This window comes from Gemmata palustris (assembly GCF_017939745.1).
In the GTDB taxonomy this organism is placed as follows: domain Bacteria; phylum Planctomycetota; class Planctomycetia; order Gemmatales; family Gemmataceae; genus Gemmata; species Gemmata palustris.
The window spans coordinates 3726088-3742486 of sequence record NZ_JAGKQQ010000001.1 but is presented as its reverse complement, the minus strand read 5'-3'; the positions used below and the strand labels follow the sequence as shown (position 1 = coordinate 3742486).

Annotated in this window: 14 protein-coding genes; 9 read left to right on the top strand and 5 right to left on the bottom strand. The window is 65.1% G+C overall.

Annotated elements, in window-relative coordinates; genetic code table 11:
- Positions 1-82 precede the first annotated feature (82 nt).
- The 3 genes from J8F10_RS15370 to J8F10_RS15360 form a co-directional block, all read right to left on the bottom strand.
- Positions 83-940 (bottom strand): hypothetical protein, encoded by an 858-nt coding sequence (locus J8F10_RS15370; protein WP_210654973.1) that lies wholly within the window; start codon positions 938-940, stop codon positions 83-85.
- A gap of 138 nt (positions 941-1078) precedes the next feature.
- Entirely contained in the window at positions 1079-1525 is a 447-nt protein-coding gene (locus J8F10_RS15365; protein WP_210654972.1) for a response regulator, read from the bottom strand.
- Between the two features lie 142 nt (positions 1526-1667).
- The gene (locus J8F10_RS15360; protein WP_210654970.1) at positions 1668-3635 is read right to left on the bottom strand and encodes a protein kinase domain-containing protein; all 1968 of its coding nucleotides are present in this window, start codon (positions 3633-3635) and stop codon (positions 1668-1670) included.
- A gap of 349 nt (positions 3636-3984) precedes the next feature.
- On the opposite strand from J8F10_RS15360, the gene glgX reads away from it, so the two are divergent.
- Positions 3985-6291 (top strand): glycogen debranching protein GlgX, encoded by a 2307-nt coding sequence (gene glgX / locus J8F10_RS15355; RefSeq protein WP_210654968.1) that lies wholly within the window; start codon positions 3985-3987, stop codon positions 6289-6291.
- 11 nt (positions 6292-6302) lie between these two features.
- Here glgX and J8F10_RS15350 read toward each other — a convergent pair whose 3' ends face one another.
- Positions 6303-7547, bottom strand: a complete 1245-nt coding sequence (locus J8F10_RS15350; protein ID WP_210654965.1) for a TIGR02996 domain-containing protein — start codon at positions 7545-7547, stop codon at positions 6303-6305.
- A gap of 100 nt (positions 7548-7647) precedes the next feature.
- Here J8F10_RS15350 and J8F10_RS15345 point away from each other — a divergent pair, with 100 nt between their 5' ends.
- Complete coding sequence (locus J8F10_RS15345; RefSeq protein WP_210654963.1) at positions 7648-8115, top strand: RidA family protein; 468 nt, start codon at positions 7648-7650, stop codon at positions 8113-8115.
- A 116-nt stretch (positions 8116-8231) separates the two neighbouring features.
- Here J8F10_RS15345 and J8F10_RS15340 read toward each other — a convergent pair whose 3' ends face one another.
- Positions 8232-8618 carry a hypothetical protein gene (locus tag J8F10_RS15340; protein WP_210654961.1) on the bottom strand — a complete coding sequence of 129 codons (387 nt, stop codon included), beginning with the start codon at positions 8616-8618 and terminating at the stop codon, positions 8232-8234.
- A gap of 400 nt (positions 8619-9018) precedes the next feature.
- Between J8F10_RS15340 and J8F10_RS15335 the strand changes: the two genes are divergently transcribed.
- From J8F10_RS15335 to J8F10_RS15305, 7 genes are all read left to right on the top strand, one after another.
- Positions 9019-9957: a sugar phosphate isomerase/epimerase family protein gene (locus J8F10_RS15335; protein ID WP_210654959.1), complete on the top strand. Its 939-nt coding sequence runs from the start codon at positions 9019-9021 to the stop codon at positions 9955-9957.
- Between the two features lie 64 nt (positions 9958-10021).
- Positions 10022-10675 (top strand): Uma2 family endonuclease, encoded by a 654-nt coding sequence (locus tag J8F10_RS15330; protein WP_210654957.1) that lies wholly within the window; start codon positions 10022-10024, stop codon positions 10673-10675.
- Positions 10676-10799: 124 nt separating this feature from the next.
- A complete protein-coding gene (locus tag J8F10_RS15325; protein WP_210654954.1) occupies positions 10800-11519 on the top strand; it encodes an esterase family protein in 720 nt (239 codons plus the stop codon).
- 137 nt (positions 11520-11656) lie between these two features.
- Complete coding sequence (locus J8F10_RS15320; RefSeq protein WP_246523362.1) at positions 11657-12574, top strand: ATP-grasp domain-containing protein; 918 nt, start codon at positions 11657-11659, stop codon at positions 12572-12574.
- Between the two features lie 160 nt (positions 12575-12734).
- On the top strand, positions 12735-14087 hold the full coding sequence (locus tag J8F10_RS15315; protein WP_246523360.1) for a hypothetical protein: 1353 nt from the start codon (positions 12735-12737) through the stop codon (positions 14085-14087).
- 179 nt (positions 14088-14266) lie between these two features.
- Positions 14267-15376, top strand: coding sequence for a carboxylate-amine ligase (locus J8F10_RS15310; protein WP_210654952.1), 1110 nt, complete (start codon positions 14267-14269; stop codon positions 15374-15376).
- Positions 15377-15487: 111 nt separating this feature from the next.
- Positions 15488-16384 (top strand): DNA/RNA non-specific endonuclease, encoded by an 897-nt coding sequence (locus tag J8F10_RS15305; RefSeq protein ID WP_210654950.1) that lies wholly within the window; start codon positions 15488-15490, stop codon positions 16382-16384.
- Positions 16385-16399: the final 15 nt, after the last annotated feature.

Here is a 16399-nt window from a genome sequence, read left to right as displayed (position 1 = left end):
TTAGCCACTACCGGCGGGCTTACGCCGCGCCGTTCGCAAGGGTTCAACACAACACGCGAAGCACAACGGGTGGCGGAACGGATCACGTGCCGCGCTCTTCGGCCTCGGCGCCGAGTAATCCGTCGAAGGCCTCGCGCATGATCCACGCTTGGCGCGTGACGTTTAACACTGTGCTCGCGTCCGTGAGGGCGCGGCGCAGGGTGTCTTTGACAGTGTCCGGCGCGGCGGGGCTGTTCACCAGCAATCGGGCGGTGCAGGAGTAGACCTCGTAGCACCCGCGGTGGTCGCCCGCGTTGAAGGCCGGCGCCCCGATGGAGATGGCCATCGAGAGCAGCGCGAGTACCTGGCGCGGGGCGATGTCGCCACCCCCGTCTCCCATTTCGCCGATCGCGTCGAAGGCGTGCCGCATGGCCCACGCTTGCGCGTCCGGGTCGCTCAGCTCGAGGCACTTCGCGAGCGCGTCGCGGAGCTGCGCGGCCGCCGGTTCCGGGAGCTGGTCGACGGTGGCCAGAACCGCCCGCGCGGTGCAGGAGTACACGTCGAAGCACCCCTGGTGGTCCTCGGTGTTGTACGCGGGGGCGCCGATGGAAATGGCCCGGCCGATGAGCGCCTGGGCCGCAGCGAGCGGTTCGGCCGGGAGCGCCCCGTCGGGCGCTTCGGCGTCGCCGAACAGGGACTCGATCGCGTCCCGGAGCGCTTCGTTTTGTGCGTTCGGCGCGCTCTCGTTCTCGGCCTCATCGAGCGCGCGTTCGAGGCGGAAGTCCGCGATTTCGCTCAACCCGCGCACCCGGCGTGCGAGGCGCACGGCGCAGGCGAGCAGGGCGTAACTCCCGGCGTGGTCGCCGGCGCCCGCGGCGCGGGTCGCGAGTTCGCTCGCCGCCGTCAGGAGCGGGCGCGCCGGCCCCAACGGGTCCGGGCCGTCGTCTTCGAAAGATGCCATTGAGGGGCTCTCGTGAACGCGGTCGGGCTCGAACCGCTTCGGGTGACGGTACATCTTACGCGGGCGCCCCGCTCCCGATGGCGGAACTGCGGTTCGGTTCGCCGTGCCAGTGCCCGGAGATTCGAGTCGAGTTGGGTATCAGTTGGGATCGTGGGCGCGGATCGCGGCGCGGACCGTTTCGAGCAAGCGGGCCATTGGGAACGGCTTTTCGAGAAGGGGTTCGTCGGGCGGGAGCGGTTCGGGCGCGAGTTCGGGGCCGCCGGGGAACGCGGACATGAAGAGGACCGGCAGCCTCGGGCGCAGGGCACGCACCCGCGCGGCCAGTTCCACGCCGGTCGCGAACGGCATCACGACGTCGGTGAGCACGAGGGCGAAGGCGTCCGGGGTGGCGACGAACAGGTCGCCCGCGTCGCGCCCGTTGGTCGCGGTGGTGACGGCGAACCCGGCCTGCTCCAGCACGATGCGGACGAACTCGCGCACCGCGTCGTCGTCGTCGGCGACGAGGAGCGCGCGCCGGGACGCACCCGGTTGCGGAACGTGTGGCGCGCGGCTTTTTCTGGGCGGTGGGGTCTGATCAGACGGCATCGCTCACCCGAACTACGTCGTGCTGTTGGGTCGGCGTCGCGGATCAAAAGGCGAAAAGACGAAGCGTGCGTTGTATTCGTATGAAGAACGGGTCCGTCGCGGCAACGGACCCGTTCGAGAATTCATGAGATTCGTTCAGGCGTCAGCAGCACTCACCTAGGATCGCTGCGACGGAGGCCGCGTCCGGGTAGCGCGCGGCGGGGTCCTTCTGGAGCAGGCGCAGGATCATGTCCTCGAGCCAGTCCGGGACCGTGGGGCGCAACCGGCACGGCGGGTCCGGGTCCTTGGTGCAGACCGCGTTGAACACGGCCGCCACGGTCTGGCCCGGAAACGGGACGCGCCCGGTGACCATGTGGTACATCACGCCGCCGAGCCCGAACAGGTCGGACCGCGCGTCCGCGCCGCGCCCCTGGATGGTCTCGGGGGCCATGAAGAACGGCGTGCCGATCAGGGTGCCGTCGGCGGTCACCTTCGCGTCGTCGATCACGCGGGCCAGACCGAAGTCGGTGATCTTGGCGCGCCCGCTCTCGTGCTCGATCAGAATGTTCGCGGGCTTGATGTCCCGGTGGATGATCTGCTTGGCGTGCGCGGCGGCGAGCCCGGCGGCGATCTGGCGCGCGGCGCTCAGTGCGAGCAGGACCGGCATCGACCCGTGCTGCTCGACCCGCGTCTCGAGGCAGCTCCCGCCGACGTACTCCATCGCGAGGTACGGCACCCCGGCCGCCTCGCGCACGGCGTGAATCCCCACCACGTTCTCGTGCTGGATCGAGGCCGCGACCCGGGCCTCGCGCGCGAAGCGCTGGCGCGCGACCGGGGCGGAGGACACTTCGGGCGCGAGCATCTTGATCGCGACGAACCGGTGCAGGCTCGGCTCGAACGCCTTGAACACGATCCCCATCGCGCCGCGCCCGAGGATGCTCTGCAACTCGTAGTCCCCGAGCTTGCACCCGCCCTCGGGCAAGTTCTTGACGAACTCGGGGCGGAACTCGACGGGGCCGGTGGTGCCGCCCGAAGCCGGCACCGGGGTGCGCGGGGGCGGGACGGGCTTCGGTTTGAGCCGCGTCGACTCGTTCGGGCGCATGGTCGTGGCTGATGCGGCCGACCCGCCCAGCCGGTTGCGGCTGTTCTCGACCGTCAGGTTCACGAGCTCGGCGGCGCCCGCGGCGAGCGCCGCGGCGTAGTTCGGGCACTGCCCGATGTCCTGGTTGAGCACGGTCGCGAACGCCTCGATCTTCGGCGCGACGTTCTGGAGGAACGCGATCAGGGCCGGGCGCGGCAAGTGGAACCGGTCCTTCGCCGTGTTCAGCACGCGGTCGAGGAGCTCCGGGTTCTGGGCGACGGTGTCCAACTGAACGAGGTAGTTCGCGAACTGGAGCAGCTCGGCGCGGTTCTGGTGGACCTTACCGCCAGTCGCGGCCAGCGCGGGCTGGTGGTGGTACCGGATCGGCTCCACGATGTCGGGCGGCAGCTTCCACTGTTGAAGGATCTCGGCCGTGATGTCGGCGTGGTCGATCCCGAACGACTCGATCTCCAGGCCGCACGGGTCCTCGACGAGCCGGTCCCCGTAATACTCGACGTGCTTGGCCCAGGTGTCGGGGTACATCTGGCGCAGGAGCAACTCGCCCAGGTCGCGGAGCAGCCCGGCCACGAGGTCGTCGTCGGGGTTGGCGCGGCGGACGAGCACGGCCAGTTCGCGCGCGATGATGGCCCCGCCCACGGAGGTCATCCAGTAGTCGCGCATCGCCGATTCCGCCCCGCGCCCGAACTTCACGGCGGGGATCGAGAGCCCGAGGGCCAGCGAGCGGACGGTGTTCAGCCCGATCACGTGGACCGCCCGCGCGACCGACGCGATCGGCTGCTTCAGTCCGTAAATGCACGAGTTCACGGCCCGGAGGAGTTTTCCGCACAGGGCCGAATCGAGCGCGAGCAGGGTAACGATTTCGGACGGTTCGCAGTCGGGGCGCGACGCCGCGGTCACGACCTGGAGCGCGACCGCGGGGGCGGCGGGCAGCCGCGTCGGGTCGAGAACGGCCGCGAGCACCTCTTCCCGCGCGGCACGGTGACGCGGGGGGAGCTGAGTTATGGGCGGGGGATAGATTGTTGTCGACACCTGACCATCCTTGTGGATTTCGCCCGTGCAGGGGGCTACGGGTCGAAGGATAGCACTGAAATCTGGGTCACGAACGGGGGCGGGTCAAGTTAGGCCGGGTAACTCCGTGGCAATCGGCCGAGCGTCTGCTTTTTCCCGGGGCACAGCGCGCGTGATCGGGGCTCGTTTTGGCGCGTTTGTCGTAACTTTTGCGAGGTTCGGCGCGAAGCCGCCGGCCGCGCTCTTCCGCGTCGCGCCGAATTTTGGGAATTCGGGCCGGGCCGCGCTCCCGTGCCGAAACGAGGTTGCCGGGAACCCCGGGACTCGTAACGGTAATCGCGTTGCACCTCCCGTTTGCTGGGTCCGCAAAATGACGCCCTTCCGTACCAGTCGGGGTCGCCCGCTGCCGCTCGGTCCGTCGCTCACGCCCGACGGGGCGAACTTCGCGCTCCTCTGCCGGCACGGGCAGCGCGTCACGCTCGTCATTCTCCCGGCCGGAGGGGGGAGCACCCCGCTCGCGGAGTTCCCGCTGGACGCCCGCAAGAACCGCACCGGGGACCACTGGCACATCCGCGTTCACGACTTGCCGGAAGCGTTCTGCTACGGCTGGCGCGTGGACGGCCCGCACGGCCCGCGCACGCGGTTCGACCCGTCGCGCCTCCTGCTCGACCCGTCCGCGGTGATGCTCTCGGACGGCGCGGACTGGGCCGGCACGTGCGAAACCGACCCGCAGCGCACGAGCCGCCGGAGCCTGTACCGCCGCGGCACGCGCTACAACTGGGAGGACGACACCCCGCCGCTCACCGAGTACGAGGACTCGCTCATTTACGAGGTCCACGTGCGCGGGTTCACGTGCGACCCGTCGAGCGGGGTCGCGGACCGGGGCACGTTCCGCGGGCTGGTCGAGAAGATCCCGTACCTGAAGTGGCTCGGCGTCACGGCGGTCGAGCTGATGCCGGTGTTCGAGTGGGACGAGTGCGACTGCCCGTTCTTCAACCCGGAAACGGGCGAGAAGATGACCAACTTCTGGGGGTACAACCCGGTTGCGTTCGCGGCGCCGAAGGCCGCGTTCGCGGCCAGCGCCAAACAGTACGGCCAGACGCACGAGTTCCGCGACATGGTGAAAGCCATGCACGCGGCGGGCATCGAGGTGATTCTGGACGTGGTGTTCAACCACACCGGCGAGGGCAACGACGCCGGGCGCACCTTCAACTTCCGCGGGCTCGACAACGAACTCTATTACTTGATGGACGAGCAGGGGAACTACCTGAACTATTCGGGCTGCGGGAACACGGTGAACTGCAACCACCCGATCGTCCGCGACCTCATCATGACGTGCCTGCGGTACTGGGTCGGCGACATGCACGTGGACGGGTTCCGGTTCGACCTCGCGTCCATTCTCGGGCGCGACCGGAAGGGGAACGTGATGGTCGAGCCCCCGGTGATCGAGAGCATCACCGAGGACGGGGTACTGGCGGACACCAAGCTCATCGCCGAGCCGTGGGACGCGGGCGGGCTGTACCAGGTGGGCCGGTTCCCGTTCGGGCGCCGGTGGAGCGAGTGGAACGGGAAGTACCGCGACGACGTGCGCCGGTTCTGGAAGGGCGACCACGGCATGACGCCCGCGCTCGCGGACCGCATCTGCGGGAGCGCCGACCTGTACCAGTGGAGCGGCCGGCTCCCGCGCCACTCGGTGAACTTCGTCACCGCGCACGACGGGTTCACGCTCAACGACCTCGTGAGCTACAACGAGAAGCACAACGACGCGAACGGCGAACAGGGCCGCGACGGGGAGAACAACAACTACTCGTGGAACTGCGGCGCCGAGGGCGAAACGCCCGACCCGGCCGTCCGCGCGCTCCGCGAGCGGCAGGCGAAGAACATGATGGCGACCCTGATGATTAGTCAGGGCGTACCCATGTTACTGGCCGGCGACGAGTTCCTGCGCACGCAGCAGGGGAACAACAACGCCTGGTGCCAGGACAACGAGATTTCCTGGGTGGACTGGAAGCTCGCGGAAACGAACAAGGGGTTCCTGCGCTTCGTGCGCGAGCTGATCCACTTGCGGAAGCGGCACCCGGCGCTGCGGCGCCGGCGGTTCTTCGTCGGCGAGTTCATGCGCGACCCGGCCCGCGAACAGCTCGCGTTCCCCGCGATCACGCCTCCACCGGCCGCGGCGAGCGATTCCGCGAAAGTGGGGCACGGGGGCGACGTGTTCCCGTCCGCCGGGCCGGTGCGCCCGGGCGACGCGGGCCTGCCGCCGGGCGCGGACGCGCACACGTTCGGCGAGTTCGCCCGGGCCGGGCGCGAACCCGTGCCGGGCGTTCTGCCGACGCTGGCCGACATCCACTGGCACGGGACGGAGCCGTACCAGCCGGACTGGGGGTTCACGTCGCGCGCGCTCGCGTTCGCGCTGGACGGCCGGTTCACCGGGCGCGAGCACGACCCCGATTACCACATCGACAACGATTTCTTCGTCGCGCTGAACGCCTGGAGCGAGCCGCTGAAATTCCGCATCCCGCCGGCCCCGACTCGGCGGCGCTGGCGCCGACTGATCGACACCGCGCTGCCGAGCCCGGACGACATCGTCCCGACCGAGAACGGCCCCGCGGTGCCGGAAGGGAGCGTGTACACGGTGGCCGCGTTCAGCACGCTGGTACTGATTTCAGAGGCGTGAGAACGGGCCTATCAGTCTTTCTGATCGAAGTACTCCCGCTCGATTCTCACGTTGTGCCCGCGGCACTTGCGGCACGCCTGTTCGAGTAACTCGCAATACAAGCCAATACTGGAAAGCCGTTTCAGAGACGTCATCCGCGGAGCGGCTTGGGCCAGTTTCTGGGCACCTTCCGGTGAAATGCCGCAGTCGCTGAGTTTGAGAACCTTGAGTTGTGGCAATAGCGGCGAGTTAACGAACGCCTCGACACCAAGGTCGTCGAACACGAGGCTCCAGTCTAATCGGTCGAGGTGGTCGTGTTCGTGAGTGCCCGACGTCCACACTGACAGGTCGAGTGTGTGAAGCGACTTCAGGCGCGGGGACGCCATCAGGTGTTGCAAGCTCCGCCCCGTGAGGTGGCCGTTGAGGTGCAGGCGCTCAACGGTTTCGAGAACGGGAGACGCGGCGAGAGCGACGACTCCCGTGTCCGTAAATTCGTCGGCGAGACTCAACTTGCGAATACTGCGCAGATGATTTGCTTCTGCGAGAGCCTTGAGCCCGTCGTCGCTGAACCCGGCCCACCAGAGTTTGAGGTGGGTTAACTTCGCAAGGGCCGGATTCTCCGCAATTGCTTTCAGACCTCCGTTACCAATAGTAACGAGTTCCTCCCCGTCCCAACCTTGCCCTCGCGCTTGCTCGGTGATGGTGATCCGCCGGAGGTTGACGAACCGACCTTTTTTGAAAAGCGCGATACAGTTCGCTTCGCCAATCGTTTTTTCATCGCCATTGCGGTAAGACACCCAGTAATTGACGCCGGGGGAGGAAACAAGTTGAACGCACTCTGAAGAAGGAGTTCGCTCGTTCTGATCACGACCAAGTGATACGCCGTCGATAACTACCGGGCCGAGTAAGGCCCAGCCTTCTTCGTCTCCTGCGTTGAGCAATTTCGCATCGAACACGTACCCCCAACTCTCGACAAAGCCGCGCTCAAAATCAGCCTCGCCGTGGTTGTCTTCGAGTGTGAAGCCACGCTGGGCGAAGTAATCGCGTATCACCTGCTGGAGTTTCCGATCGCGCTCGTTCATTCCGTCCGGTGGAGTTTCCTTCTCGCGTTGGTACCGTGCGAGTTCGCATTGCAGGCGAATTAGTTCTGCGCGGAGGCGGCTCAGCTCGTCACCGCGCTCGTCGAGCCAGTCGGCAAAGACCAAGCGTGGGGTGTCGTCGTTCCAGTTGTCCATGATCGCCTGATAAAAGGCGCTGCGCTCGTCGGCTTCGGACATTGTGGATGCTCCCTTTCTCGCGCGATTCCTTGCCTCGTGCGCACGGGCGGATTATCACTATGCACGTACCAGAGGCGCCAATCTTACCAGGAGTCCACCCGTGTCGAGCACCCCAGAGAAGCGCGTTCAGGAACTGCACCTCACCCTTCCGCCGGCCCCGAAGCCGGTCGCGGTGTACAAGACCGCGGTCAAGTTCGGTAACTTGCTGTTCGTGTCCGGGCACGGCCCGCTCAAGGCCGACAAGACGCTGATTACCGGGCGCGTCGGCAAGGACCTGAACACCGAACAGGGGAAGGAAGCCGCGCGCCAGACGGGGCTCGCCATTCTCGCGACCATCAAGGAGCAACTCGGCTCGCTCGACAAGGTGAAGAAGCTGCTGAAGACCTACGGCATGGTGAACTGCACCGACGACTACCTCGATCAGCCGAAGGTCATCAACGGGTTCTCGGAACTGATGAAGGACGTGTTCGGCGAAGACGGCGTCGGCGCGCGGAGCGCGGTCGGCCACAACTCGCTACCGGGGAACATCGCGGTCGAGATCGAGTGCATTTTTGAAGTGGAAGCGTAATTCAGGTGTTTCAACACAATCGGCCGGCGCGGGTCGGCTGATAAGAACCACGCGCCCCAGCGCAGCGAGTTCTCATCAGCCGACCCACGCCGGCCGATCACTTGTCCGAAATCAACTTACGACATCGCGGTGACGAACCGACCCACGCCGTCGGCCTCGGTCACGAACTTCGCACCGACGAACTCGGCGAACTTCTCGCGGCCCGCGGTGCGCTCCGCGCCGACCACCACGACCTTGAGGTCGGGGAGCGTTTGCCGCAGTTTCACGCACGCGAGGTACCCGCTCTCACTGCCCGTTTCCGGGATCAGGATCGCGTGCGGATCGGTCTCCGCGGCGGCGGCGTGAACGTCGTGATCGGCGGTAACCGTGTGAACTTCCCAGCCGAGTTTGCGGAAGTGGTCGGCCACCTTCGCGCCGAGCGCGAACCGACCGGCCAGAACGACCCGCTTGGCGGACCGTTGCGGGGCGAGCGTCGCGGTGCATTTGCTACCGATGATAGTCATGATCCTCGTTTCCTTTCCTACCGACTCCAACCAGACAGACACGGTAGTTTCCCATTAGTTCGCGTCCGGTCGGATTAACTTGCGCTCGGCGGCCGAAAATTGGCATTTCTTCGTCCGGATTGTTGCCGTCGGGCGCTTGGGCGTGAAATCGGCGTGCGGTCCCCGGTTACTTCTTGCCAGCGCTGAAAGTCCGGGCTAGAACCGAACTTCCGGCGTCCCCTATCTCATCGCGATTGTCTGTCGAACGCACCAGCATAGAACAGAGTCCCACGCAGAGGGAAAGAGGAACATAGTGGGTGCAACAAGGCGAGTCGAGGTCGGATGGTTTGAGGGACGGCCGCTATAATCACTTACACCGGGTAACCGTTACGCTTCTCCCAATGTAACCAGAGGTTCCGTCATGGCGAAGGCTCGCATCTCGATCGGCACGTGGGCGTATTTATTTAACCAGGAACAGCCGACGAACGACTTCCACGTGATCCTGCACAAGCTCCAAGACCTCGGTTACGACGGCGTGGAACTGGGCAGCTTCGGCCCGCACCCTAGCCCCGTATCGCACCCGACAAAGGCCAGCCGGCAGAAGCTCCGTAAAGAGATCGCCGACCACGGGTTAGCGCTCTCCGGGATCGCGGTGGACCTGTGGGCGTTCAAGAACCCGGGTACCTCTATTGTTGACGAGAACCCGGCCGCGTACCTAACCGCGTTCCTCGGGTGGTGCGCGTTCGCCGCGGACCTCGATGTTAAGACGATCCGGGTCGATACAGTGATTGCGCCGGATTACTTTGAAAAGGACGGAAAAGACCTCGGCGCGGAAAAGGGCCTGGAGCGCATCGCGTCCGTCTGGGACAAGGCGAGCAAAATGGCCGCGGATTACGGCATGAACATTTGCTGGGAATTCGAGCCGGGGTTCGCGTTCAACAAGCCGTCCGAGATCGTGCGCTTGGTGGATCTGGTGCGCGCGAAGGGGAACAACAACTTCGGCGTGCTGTACGACACCTGCCACGCTCACATGTGCGCTGTGGTTGCTGCGAACCAGACCGGTACGAAGGAAACGCTCCCGGGCGGCGAACTGGAGCTGCTCGAGAAACTGAAGGGCAAGATCACCCACGTTCACGTGATCGACAGCGACGGCAGCCTGAACGAGCACAACACCTCGACGCACAACCCGTTCGGCACCGGCAAACTCGACTTCGACAAGCTCGCGCCGGCGCTGCTGAAGGCCGAGGTGCCGCACGACTGGTGGTGCGTGGACCTGTGCTTCTGGCCGCACGCCTGGGACGTGACCGCGCAGAGCAAGAAGTACCTCGACAAGCTCCGCGATAAGTTCGCCGCGGTGTGATACAATCGGGGCCGGCGAGCGGGGGCGTCAAGCCCCCCATTTCTTTCGTTTCGAGGGCCAGCGGATGGCGACGGCGACCGAGGCACCGTATTCCTTCGCAGAACTGCACGCGCGGCTCGGTGGCATCCCGTTGAACCGCATCCGCATGCAGCCGCCACCGAGCTGTGCGACCGAGAGCGATCTGGAGCGCGCGGGCAAGCCGATCTGCGAACTGATCGACGGCGTCCTCGTAGATAAGCCGATGGGGACGTTTGAATCGTTCCTCGGAGTGGAGCTTTCCCGGCCAATCGCGAACCACGTCGAAGCCAACGATTTGGGCGTCACGCTCGGTGAAGCCGGCTTCATCCGGCTCGGTCCCGATCAGGTCCGCGCGCCCGATGTGACGTTTATTCCGTGGGGCGAGTTCCCGAACGATGAGATCCCCGCGGACGAAGCGTTCTGGACGGTCGCGCCGGGGTTGATCGTCGAGGTGCTTAGCCCCGGAAACACGACAGCCGAGATCGACCGGAAACTTGCGGAATTTTTCGCGGTCGGGTGCAAGCTCGCGTGGACCATCGACCCGCGGGCGAAAACGGCGCGGGCCTACACATCTGTGAAGAAGTTTAAGGAACTGGACGAGGCCGGTATTCTTGATGGCGGGAAGGTGCTGCCGGGGTTCACGCTCGGGCTCGCGGACCTGTTCGCTTCGGTGAAGCGCAAGAAGAAAAAGCCGCGGTGAACGGGCTGTAACACGCGGTGGTCGTTCGGCCCGTGCGTTTCAGCTCTCCCGCCGTTGCCGAACGGCGCACGGGTTCGCATACTCGCTCTAAACTACCTCTCTTCACACCGCGATTCGGGCCGTCATGCACCGGGCGTATCACCGCTGGTGGAGTCCGTCACTCCACCGCGACATGGAACTGCTTGAGTTCGGGCACGGCGGGGCGCGGGTGATCGCGTTCCCCACGTCGCGCGGGCACTTTTTCGAGTGGGAGAACCGCGGGCTGGTCCGCGCGCTCGGGCGCGCGCTCGAAAACGGCTGGCTGCACCTCGTCTGCGTGGACGCCGTGGACGCCGAGAGCTGGTACGCCTACCACGAGCACCCCGGCGCCCGGGCGTGGCGCCACGAGCAGTACACGAACTACGTCATGAACGAGGCGCTCCCCTGGGCGCGCGGGCGCAACGACCACCCGTTCACGATCTTCGCCGGGGCGAGCTTCGGGGCGTTCCACGCGCTCTCGATGGGCCTCCGGTTCCCGGACCGCGTGAACCGCATCCTGAGCATGAGCGGGCTGACCGACATCAAGATGTTCACGAGCGGGTACCACAACGAAACCGTGTACCTGCAAAATCCGGTGGACTTCATTCCCAACGAGCACGATGCTTGGCGCCTGGACCGGCTCCGCGAACAGAACCTGATCCTCGCGGTGGGGCGCGAGGACCGGCTGTTGAACCAGAACCGCGAGCTGTCGAGTAAACTGTGGGCCAGGGGGATCGGGAACGCGCTGCGCGAGTGGGACGGCATGGCCCACGACTGGCCCGTGTGGCACGACATGGTGAACCGCTACATCGGTGGGCACGACTGAGCGCCCGGGTGCGGTCCGGGTGGCGCGTGTTTTGTAGGTTTTTGTAGGGTGGGTCAAGGCTCTGCGCAGGCCCACCGTCTTCGTGTCGCAAAGGTGGGCCTGCGCAGAGCCTTGACCCACCCTACAAGAAGGCATCCATGAAACGTGTCGGCGTCATCGTGGGTCGCGAGTGGTCGTTCCCGCCGCGGTTCATCGACGAGGTGAACGGGCGGAACGCGGGCGTCGTCGCGGAGTTCGCCAAGCTCGGCGGCACCAAGATGGACGAGCGGGTGCCGTACAGCGTGATCGTGGACCGCATCTCGCACGAGGTGCCGTACTACCGGAGCTACCTGAAGCACGCCGTGCTCGAGGGCGCGACCGTCATCAACAACCCGTTCATGTGGACGGCCGACGACAAGTTCTTCGGCGCGTCGCTGTGCGCCAAGCTCGGGCTCGCGCACCCCAAGACGATGGCGCTGCCGAACAAGGACTACGTCCCCGGGATCGTGAAGACCGAGAGCCTGCGGAACCTCGAGTACCCCATCAACTGGCAGGGGATCGTGGACTACGTCGGGCTCCCGTGCATCCTCAAGGACGCGCACGGCGGGGGCTGGCGCGGGGTGTACGTGTGCCATAGCGTCGAGGAACTGATCCGCTACTACGACAGCTCCGGGCTGCTCACGATGATCGCCCAGGAGTTCATCCAGTGGGACCAGTACGTCCGGTGCATGTGCCTGGGCCGGAACCTCGTGCTCCCGATGCCCTACGACACCAACAACCGCCGGTACATCCCGGACGCGAACTACCTCACCCCGGCGCTCCGCAACCGGGTGATCGACGACTCGCTGAAGCTCGTGGACGCGCTCGGGTACGACATGAACACCGCGGAGTGGGCCATCAAGGACGGCGTCCCCTACGCGATCGACTTCATGAACCCGGCGCCCGACATGGACGTGAACTCGCTCACCCCCGAGTACTTCGAGTGGGTCGTGAAGCACATGGCCGATCTGGTCATCGACCAGGCGCTCAACCCGCGCCCCCAGCTAACGGAACTGAAGTGGAGTAAACTGTTCTGAGACCGACAGAAAAACAATGATGGCCACAAAAAAGCACAAAGGGCACAAAAGAAAACCAAGGGCAGAGAACGGAATTTGAATTCGATCTTTCTCTTCTGTTTTCTTTTGTGCCCTTTGTGCTTTTTTGTGGCCAACCCTTCTTCGCGTTTTGGGGCGAATCATGTCCGACGCCGTTTCCTGCTACCACGATCTGCTCGCGTCCGGGTCGGCGCTCGCGGCCGATTCGCAGGCCGCGCTGGAGAAGGTGCAGCAGATCCGCGGGCTGCACTTCGGAACGCGCCCCGTGTGTACCGTGCTGCGCCCGCGGTTCCTGACGCCGGCGCAGTACCACTTGCTGCACGAAACGGTGAACGTGCTGCTCCCCGCGTTCCACGCGATGTACGAGCGCGCCCTCGCCGACCCGATCTTCCGCCAGCAGTTCCGCATGCTCGACTGGGAGGAGCAACTGCTCGGGATCGATCCCGGGTTCCGCGACCCCAGCCCGACGAGCCGCTTCGACACGTTCTTCGCATCGGACGACGAACTGCTGTTCACCGAGTTCAACACCGAGACCCCCGCCGGGGCCGGGTACTCCGACGCGCTCGCCGAGCTCTTCTACGGCGTGCCGGTGTTTCAGGAGTTCCAGCGCCGGTTCCGCGTGAACCCGATCCCCGCGAAGCCCGGCGTGCTGCACGCGCTCACGGACTCCTTCAAACAGTGGCAGGGGCACACGTCCGACGCGCCCCGGATCGCGATCCTGGACTGGCGCGAGGTGCCGACGTTCAGCGAGTTCGTGCTCTTCTACGATTACTTCAAGGCGATGGGCATCGAGGCCCGGATCGTGGACCCGCGCGAGGTGGAGTACCGCGCCGGCAGACTCATGGCCGGCGACTACCACATCACGCTGATCTACAAGCGCGTGCTGATTAGCGAGCTGATCGAGCGCGGCGGGATCGATCACCCCGTCGTGCAGGCGGTGCGCGACCGCGCGGTCTGCATGGTGAACTCGTTCCGGTGCAAGATCCTGTTCAAAAAGGCGTCGCTCGCGGTGCTGTCCGACGAGCGCAACGCAGCACTATTCACACCAGTACAGCAGGCCGCGATCGCGCGCCACATTCCGTGGACCCGCGTGGTGGAATCGCGGAAGACTACCATTGAGGGCGCGGAGATCGACCTCGTACCGTGGGCGTCGGCGAACAAGGACCGGCTCGTGCTGAAGCCGAACGACGACTATGGCGGGAAGGGGATCGTGCTCGGCTGGCTCGTGGACCAGCGCACCTGGGACGACGCGATCCAGACCGCGCTCGCGCTGCCCTACGTCGTACAGCAGAAGGTGAAGCTCCCCTACGAAGCGTTCCCGAGCTTCGAGAACAACTCGCTGCAGGTCATCGACCGGATGCTGGACACGAACCCCTACGTCGCGTTCGGGGCGTTCATGCACGGGTGCCTCACGCGCATCTCGACCGAGGAACTCGTGAACGTCACCGCGGGCGGCGGGTCCACCGTGCCGACGTTCCTGGTCGAACCGCGATAGCGCAAAGAGCAGAAAATCCGCCGCAGATGAACGCCGATAAACGCGGATCAGACAAGAATCGAGCTGAAGAGCAGTAGCATTTCGCCTCGCGGTTTTGAACAATCTCTTCTGTCTGGATCGGCGCCTTTCGGCGTTCATCTGCGGCGGATTTTCTGTTTTTTCTTTTGCCCGGGACACTCATGAAAGCCCCGTCGCTCACGCTCGGCATCGAGGAGGAGTACCAGATCATCGACCCCGCGACGGGGGAGCTGAAGTCGTACATCACGCAGATCCTGGACGAGGGCAAGGTCACCCTGAAGGAGCAGATCAAGGCCGAACTGCACCAGTCGATGGTGGAAGTGGGCACCGAAATCTGCCAGACCCCGAACGACGCGCGCAACGAACTTGTGAAACTGCGCCGGAGCATCAGCGAGCTGGCGGGGCGGCACGGGCTGGTGATCGCCGCGGCCGGCACGCACCCGTTCTCGAACTGGGAGAAGCAGGAGATCACGCCGTTCGAGCGCTACCTCGGCGTCCAGAACGACATGCAGGATCTCGCGCGCCAGTTGCTCATTTTCGGCACCCACGTTCACATCGGGATCGAGGACCGCGACTTCCTCATCGACGCGATGAACGTGTCCCGGTACTTCGCGCCGCACATTTTGTGCCTCAGTACGTCGTCGCCGTTCTGGACCGGGCGCAACACCGGGCTGAAGAGCTACCGCTCGATCATCTTCCGCCACTTCCCCCGGTCCGGCGTCCCGCCGCTGTTCACCGACTGGAGCGAGTACAGCGGCATGGTGGACACGATGACGCGGACCGGGTGCATCCCGGACGGGTCCAAAATCTGGTACGACGTGCGCCCGAACCACCGCTACCCGACGCTCGAGTTCCGCATCTGCGACGTGTGTACCAAGGTGGACGAGGCGGTGTGCATCGCGGCGCTGTTCCAGGCGATCATCGCGAAGTTGTGGAAGCTCCGGCGCGACAACATGACGTTCCGCGTGTACCCGACCGAGCTGATCGAGGAGAACAAGTGGCGCGCGGTGCGGTACGGTCTGGACGGCAAGTTGCTCGACCTGGGCAAACAAAAAGAAGTGCCGGTCCGCGAGCTGATTCACGAACTGATCGACTGGTTCCTGCGCGACGTGATCGACGAACTCGGGACGCGCAAGGAGATCGAGTACGCCTACAAGATCATGGAGAGCGGTTCCAGCGCCGACCGCCAACTGAAGACCTACACGCACACCGGCACGACGCGGGCCGTGGTCGATCAGTTGGTGCGGGAGACGCAGGAGGGCGTCGAGTAGTCGCAGTCGTAACGCGCGAAGGCGCCCGCCGGTTTACGACTCGCGGCCGCAGAACTTGTAACTGAAGCAGACACGCCGAAGAACAACGGAATCGATCTCCGGAGCTAAGGAATGGCCGCAAAGAGTTTCCTGGACAGCCTGACACCGACACAGCGAGTCATAGCCGGTGTCGTGATTCTCGTTGTCGCCGGTGTCGTTGCGCTGGTGCGCTCGCGCCAGGAGGGGCACCCACCCGGTCCGCAGGGCGATCAACTAACGCTCGAAAACCGCAACGTGCGGTTCGGGATGCCGGCGGACGCCAAGCACGATCCGGCGAGCCGCGAAGCGTACCTGATCGAGCGCCCGCAGTACGTCCTCTCGTACAACGACGCGACGCGGAACCCGAACTGGGTGTGCTGGAACCTGTCCGCGGGCGACATCGGGACCGCGGAGCGCGACACGAGCTTCGAGCCGGACCCGGACCTGCCGAAAGACTTCTACCGCGTCAAACCTTCGGATTACACCGCGTCCGGGTTCGACCGCGGGCACATGTGCGCGTCGAAGGACCGCTCGAACTCAAAAGAAGATAACGAAATCCTGTTCTACATGACGAACATCGTTCCGCAGGCGCCGAGCAACAACCAGAAGGGCTGGCGCCTGCTGGAAGAGCACTGCCGCTCCCTCGCGAAAAAGGGAGACGAACTCCACATCGCGTGCGGGCCGCACGGTCAAGGCGGGTTCGGCAAGGATGATGTGAAACACCTGACGATCGGGAAGGCGCACCCGATCGCGGTACCGGAGAGCGTGTGGAAAGTGGTTATGGTGCTGCCGAACAAGACCGCGGTGCCGAACACCGATACGCAGGTCTTCGCGGTGTGGATGCCGAACGACCAGACGGTCGGGAGCGACTGGAAAAAGTACGTCGTGCCCGTCAGCACGGTCGAACAGCGCACCGGCTACAAGTTCTTCCCGCTCGTGCCCGACGACGTAGCCGGTCCCATCAAGAATCACGCCGATCGCGTTCCGTAAGCGTTCGCCGGTGTA

What these genes read in the sequence shown, in the direction of transcription:
- J8F10_RS15330 (WP_210654957.1), top strand. Translation starts at nt 10,022, where the DNA reads ATGGCGACGGCGACCGAGGCACCGTATTCCTTCGCAGAACTGCACGCG.
- J8F10_RS15320 (WP_246523362.1), top strand. Translation starts at nt 11,657, where the DNA reads ATGAAACGTGTCGGCGTCATCGTGGGTCGCGAGTGGTCGTTCCCGCCG.
- J8F10_RS15350 (WP_210654965.1), bottom strand. Translation starts at nt 7,547, where the DNA reads ATGTCCGAAGCCGACGAGCGCAGCGCCTTTTATCAGGCGATCATGGAC.
- J8F10_RS15365 (WP_210654972.1), bottom strand. Translation starts at nt 1,525, where the DNA reads ATGCCGTCTGATCAGACCCCACCGCCCAGAAAAAGCCGCGCGCCACAC.
- J8F10_RS15335 (WP_210654959.1), top strand. Translation starts at nt 9,019, where the DNA reads ATGGCGAAGGCTCGCATCTCGATCGGCACGTGGGCGTATTTATTTAAC.
- J8F10_RS15340 (WP_210654961.1), bottom strand. Translation starts at nt 8,618, where the DNA reads ATGACTATCATCGGTAGCAAATGCACCGCGACGCTCGCCCCGCAACGG.
- J8F10_RS15370 (WP_210654973.1), bottom strand. Translation starts at nt 940, where the DNA reads ATGGCATCTTTCGAAGACGACGGCCCGGACCCGTTGGGGCCGGCGCGC.
- J8F10_RS15315 (WP_246523360.1), top strand. Translation starts at nt 12,735, where the DNA reads ATGTCCGACGCCGTTTCCTGCTACCACGATCTGCTCGCGTCCGGGTCG.
- J8F10_RS15305 (WP_210654950.1), top strand. Translation starts at nt 15,488, where the DNA reads ATGGCCGCAAAGAGTTTCCTGGACAGCCTGACACCGACACAGCGAGTC.
- J8F10_RS15310 (WP_210654952.1), top strand. Translation starts at nt 14,267, where the DNA reads ATGAAAGCCCCGTCGCTCACGCTCGGCATCGAGGAGGAGTACCAGATC.
- glgX (WP_210654968.1), top strand. Translation starts at nt 3,985, where the DNA reads ATGACGCCCTTCCGTACCAGTCGGGGTCGCCCGCTGCCGCTCGGTCCG.
- J8F10_RS15325 (WP_210654954.1), top strand. Translation starts at nt 10,800, where the DNA reads ATGCACCGGGCGTATCACCGCTGGTGGAGTCCGTCACTCCACCGCGAC.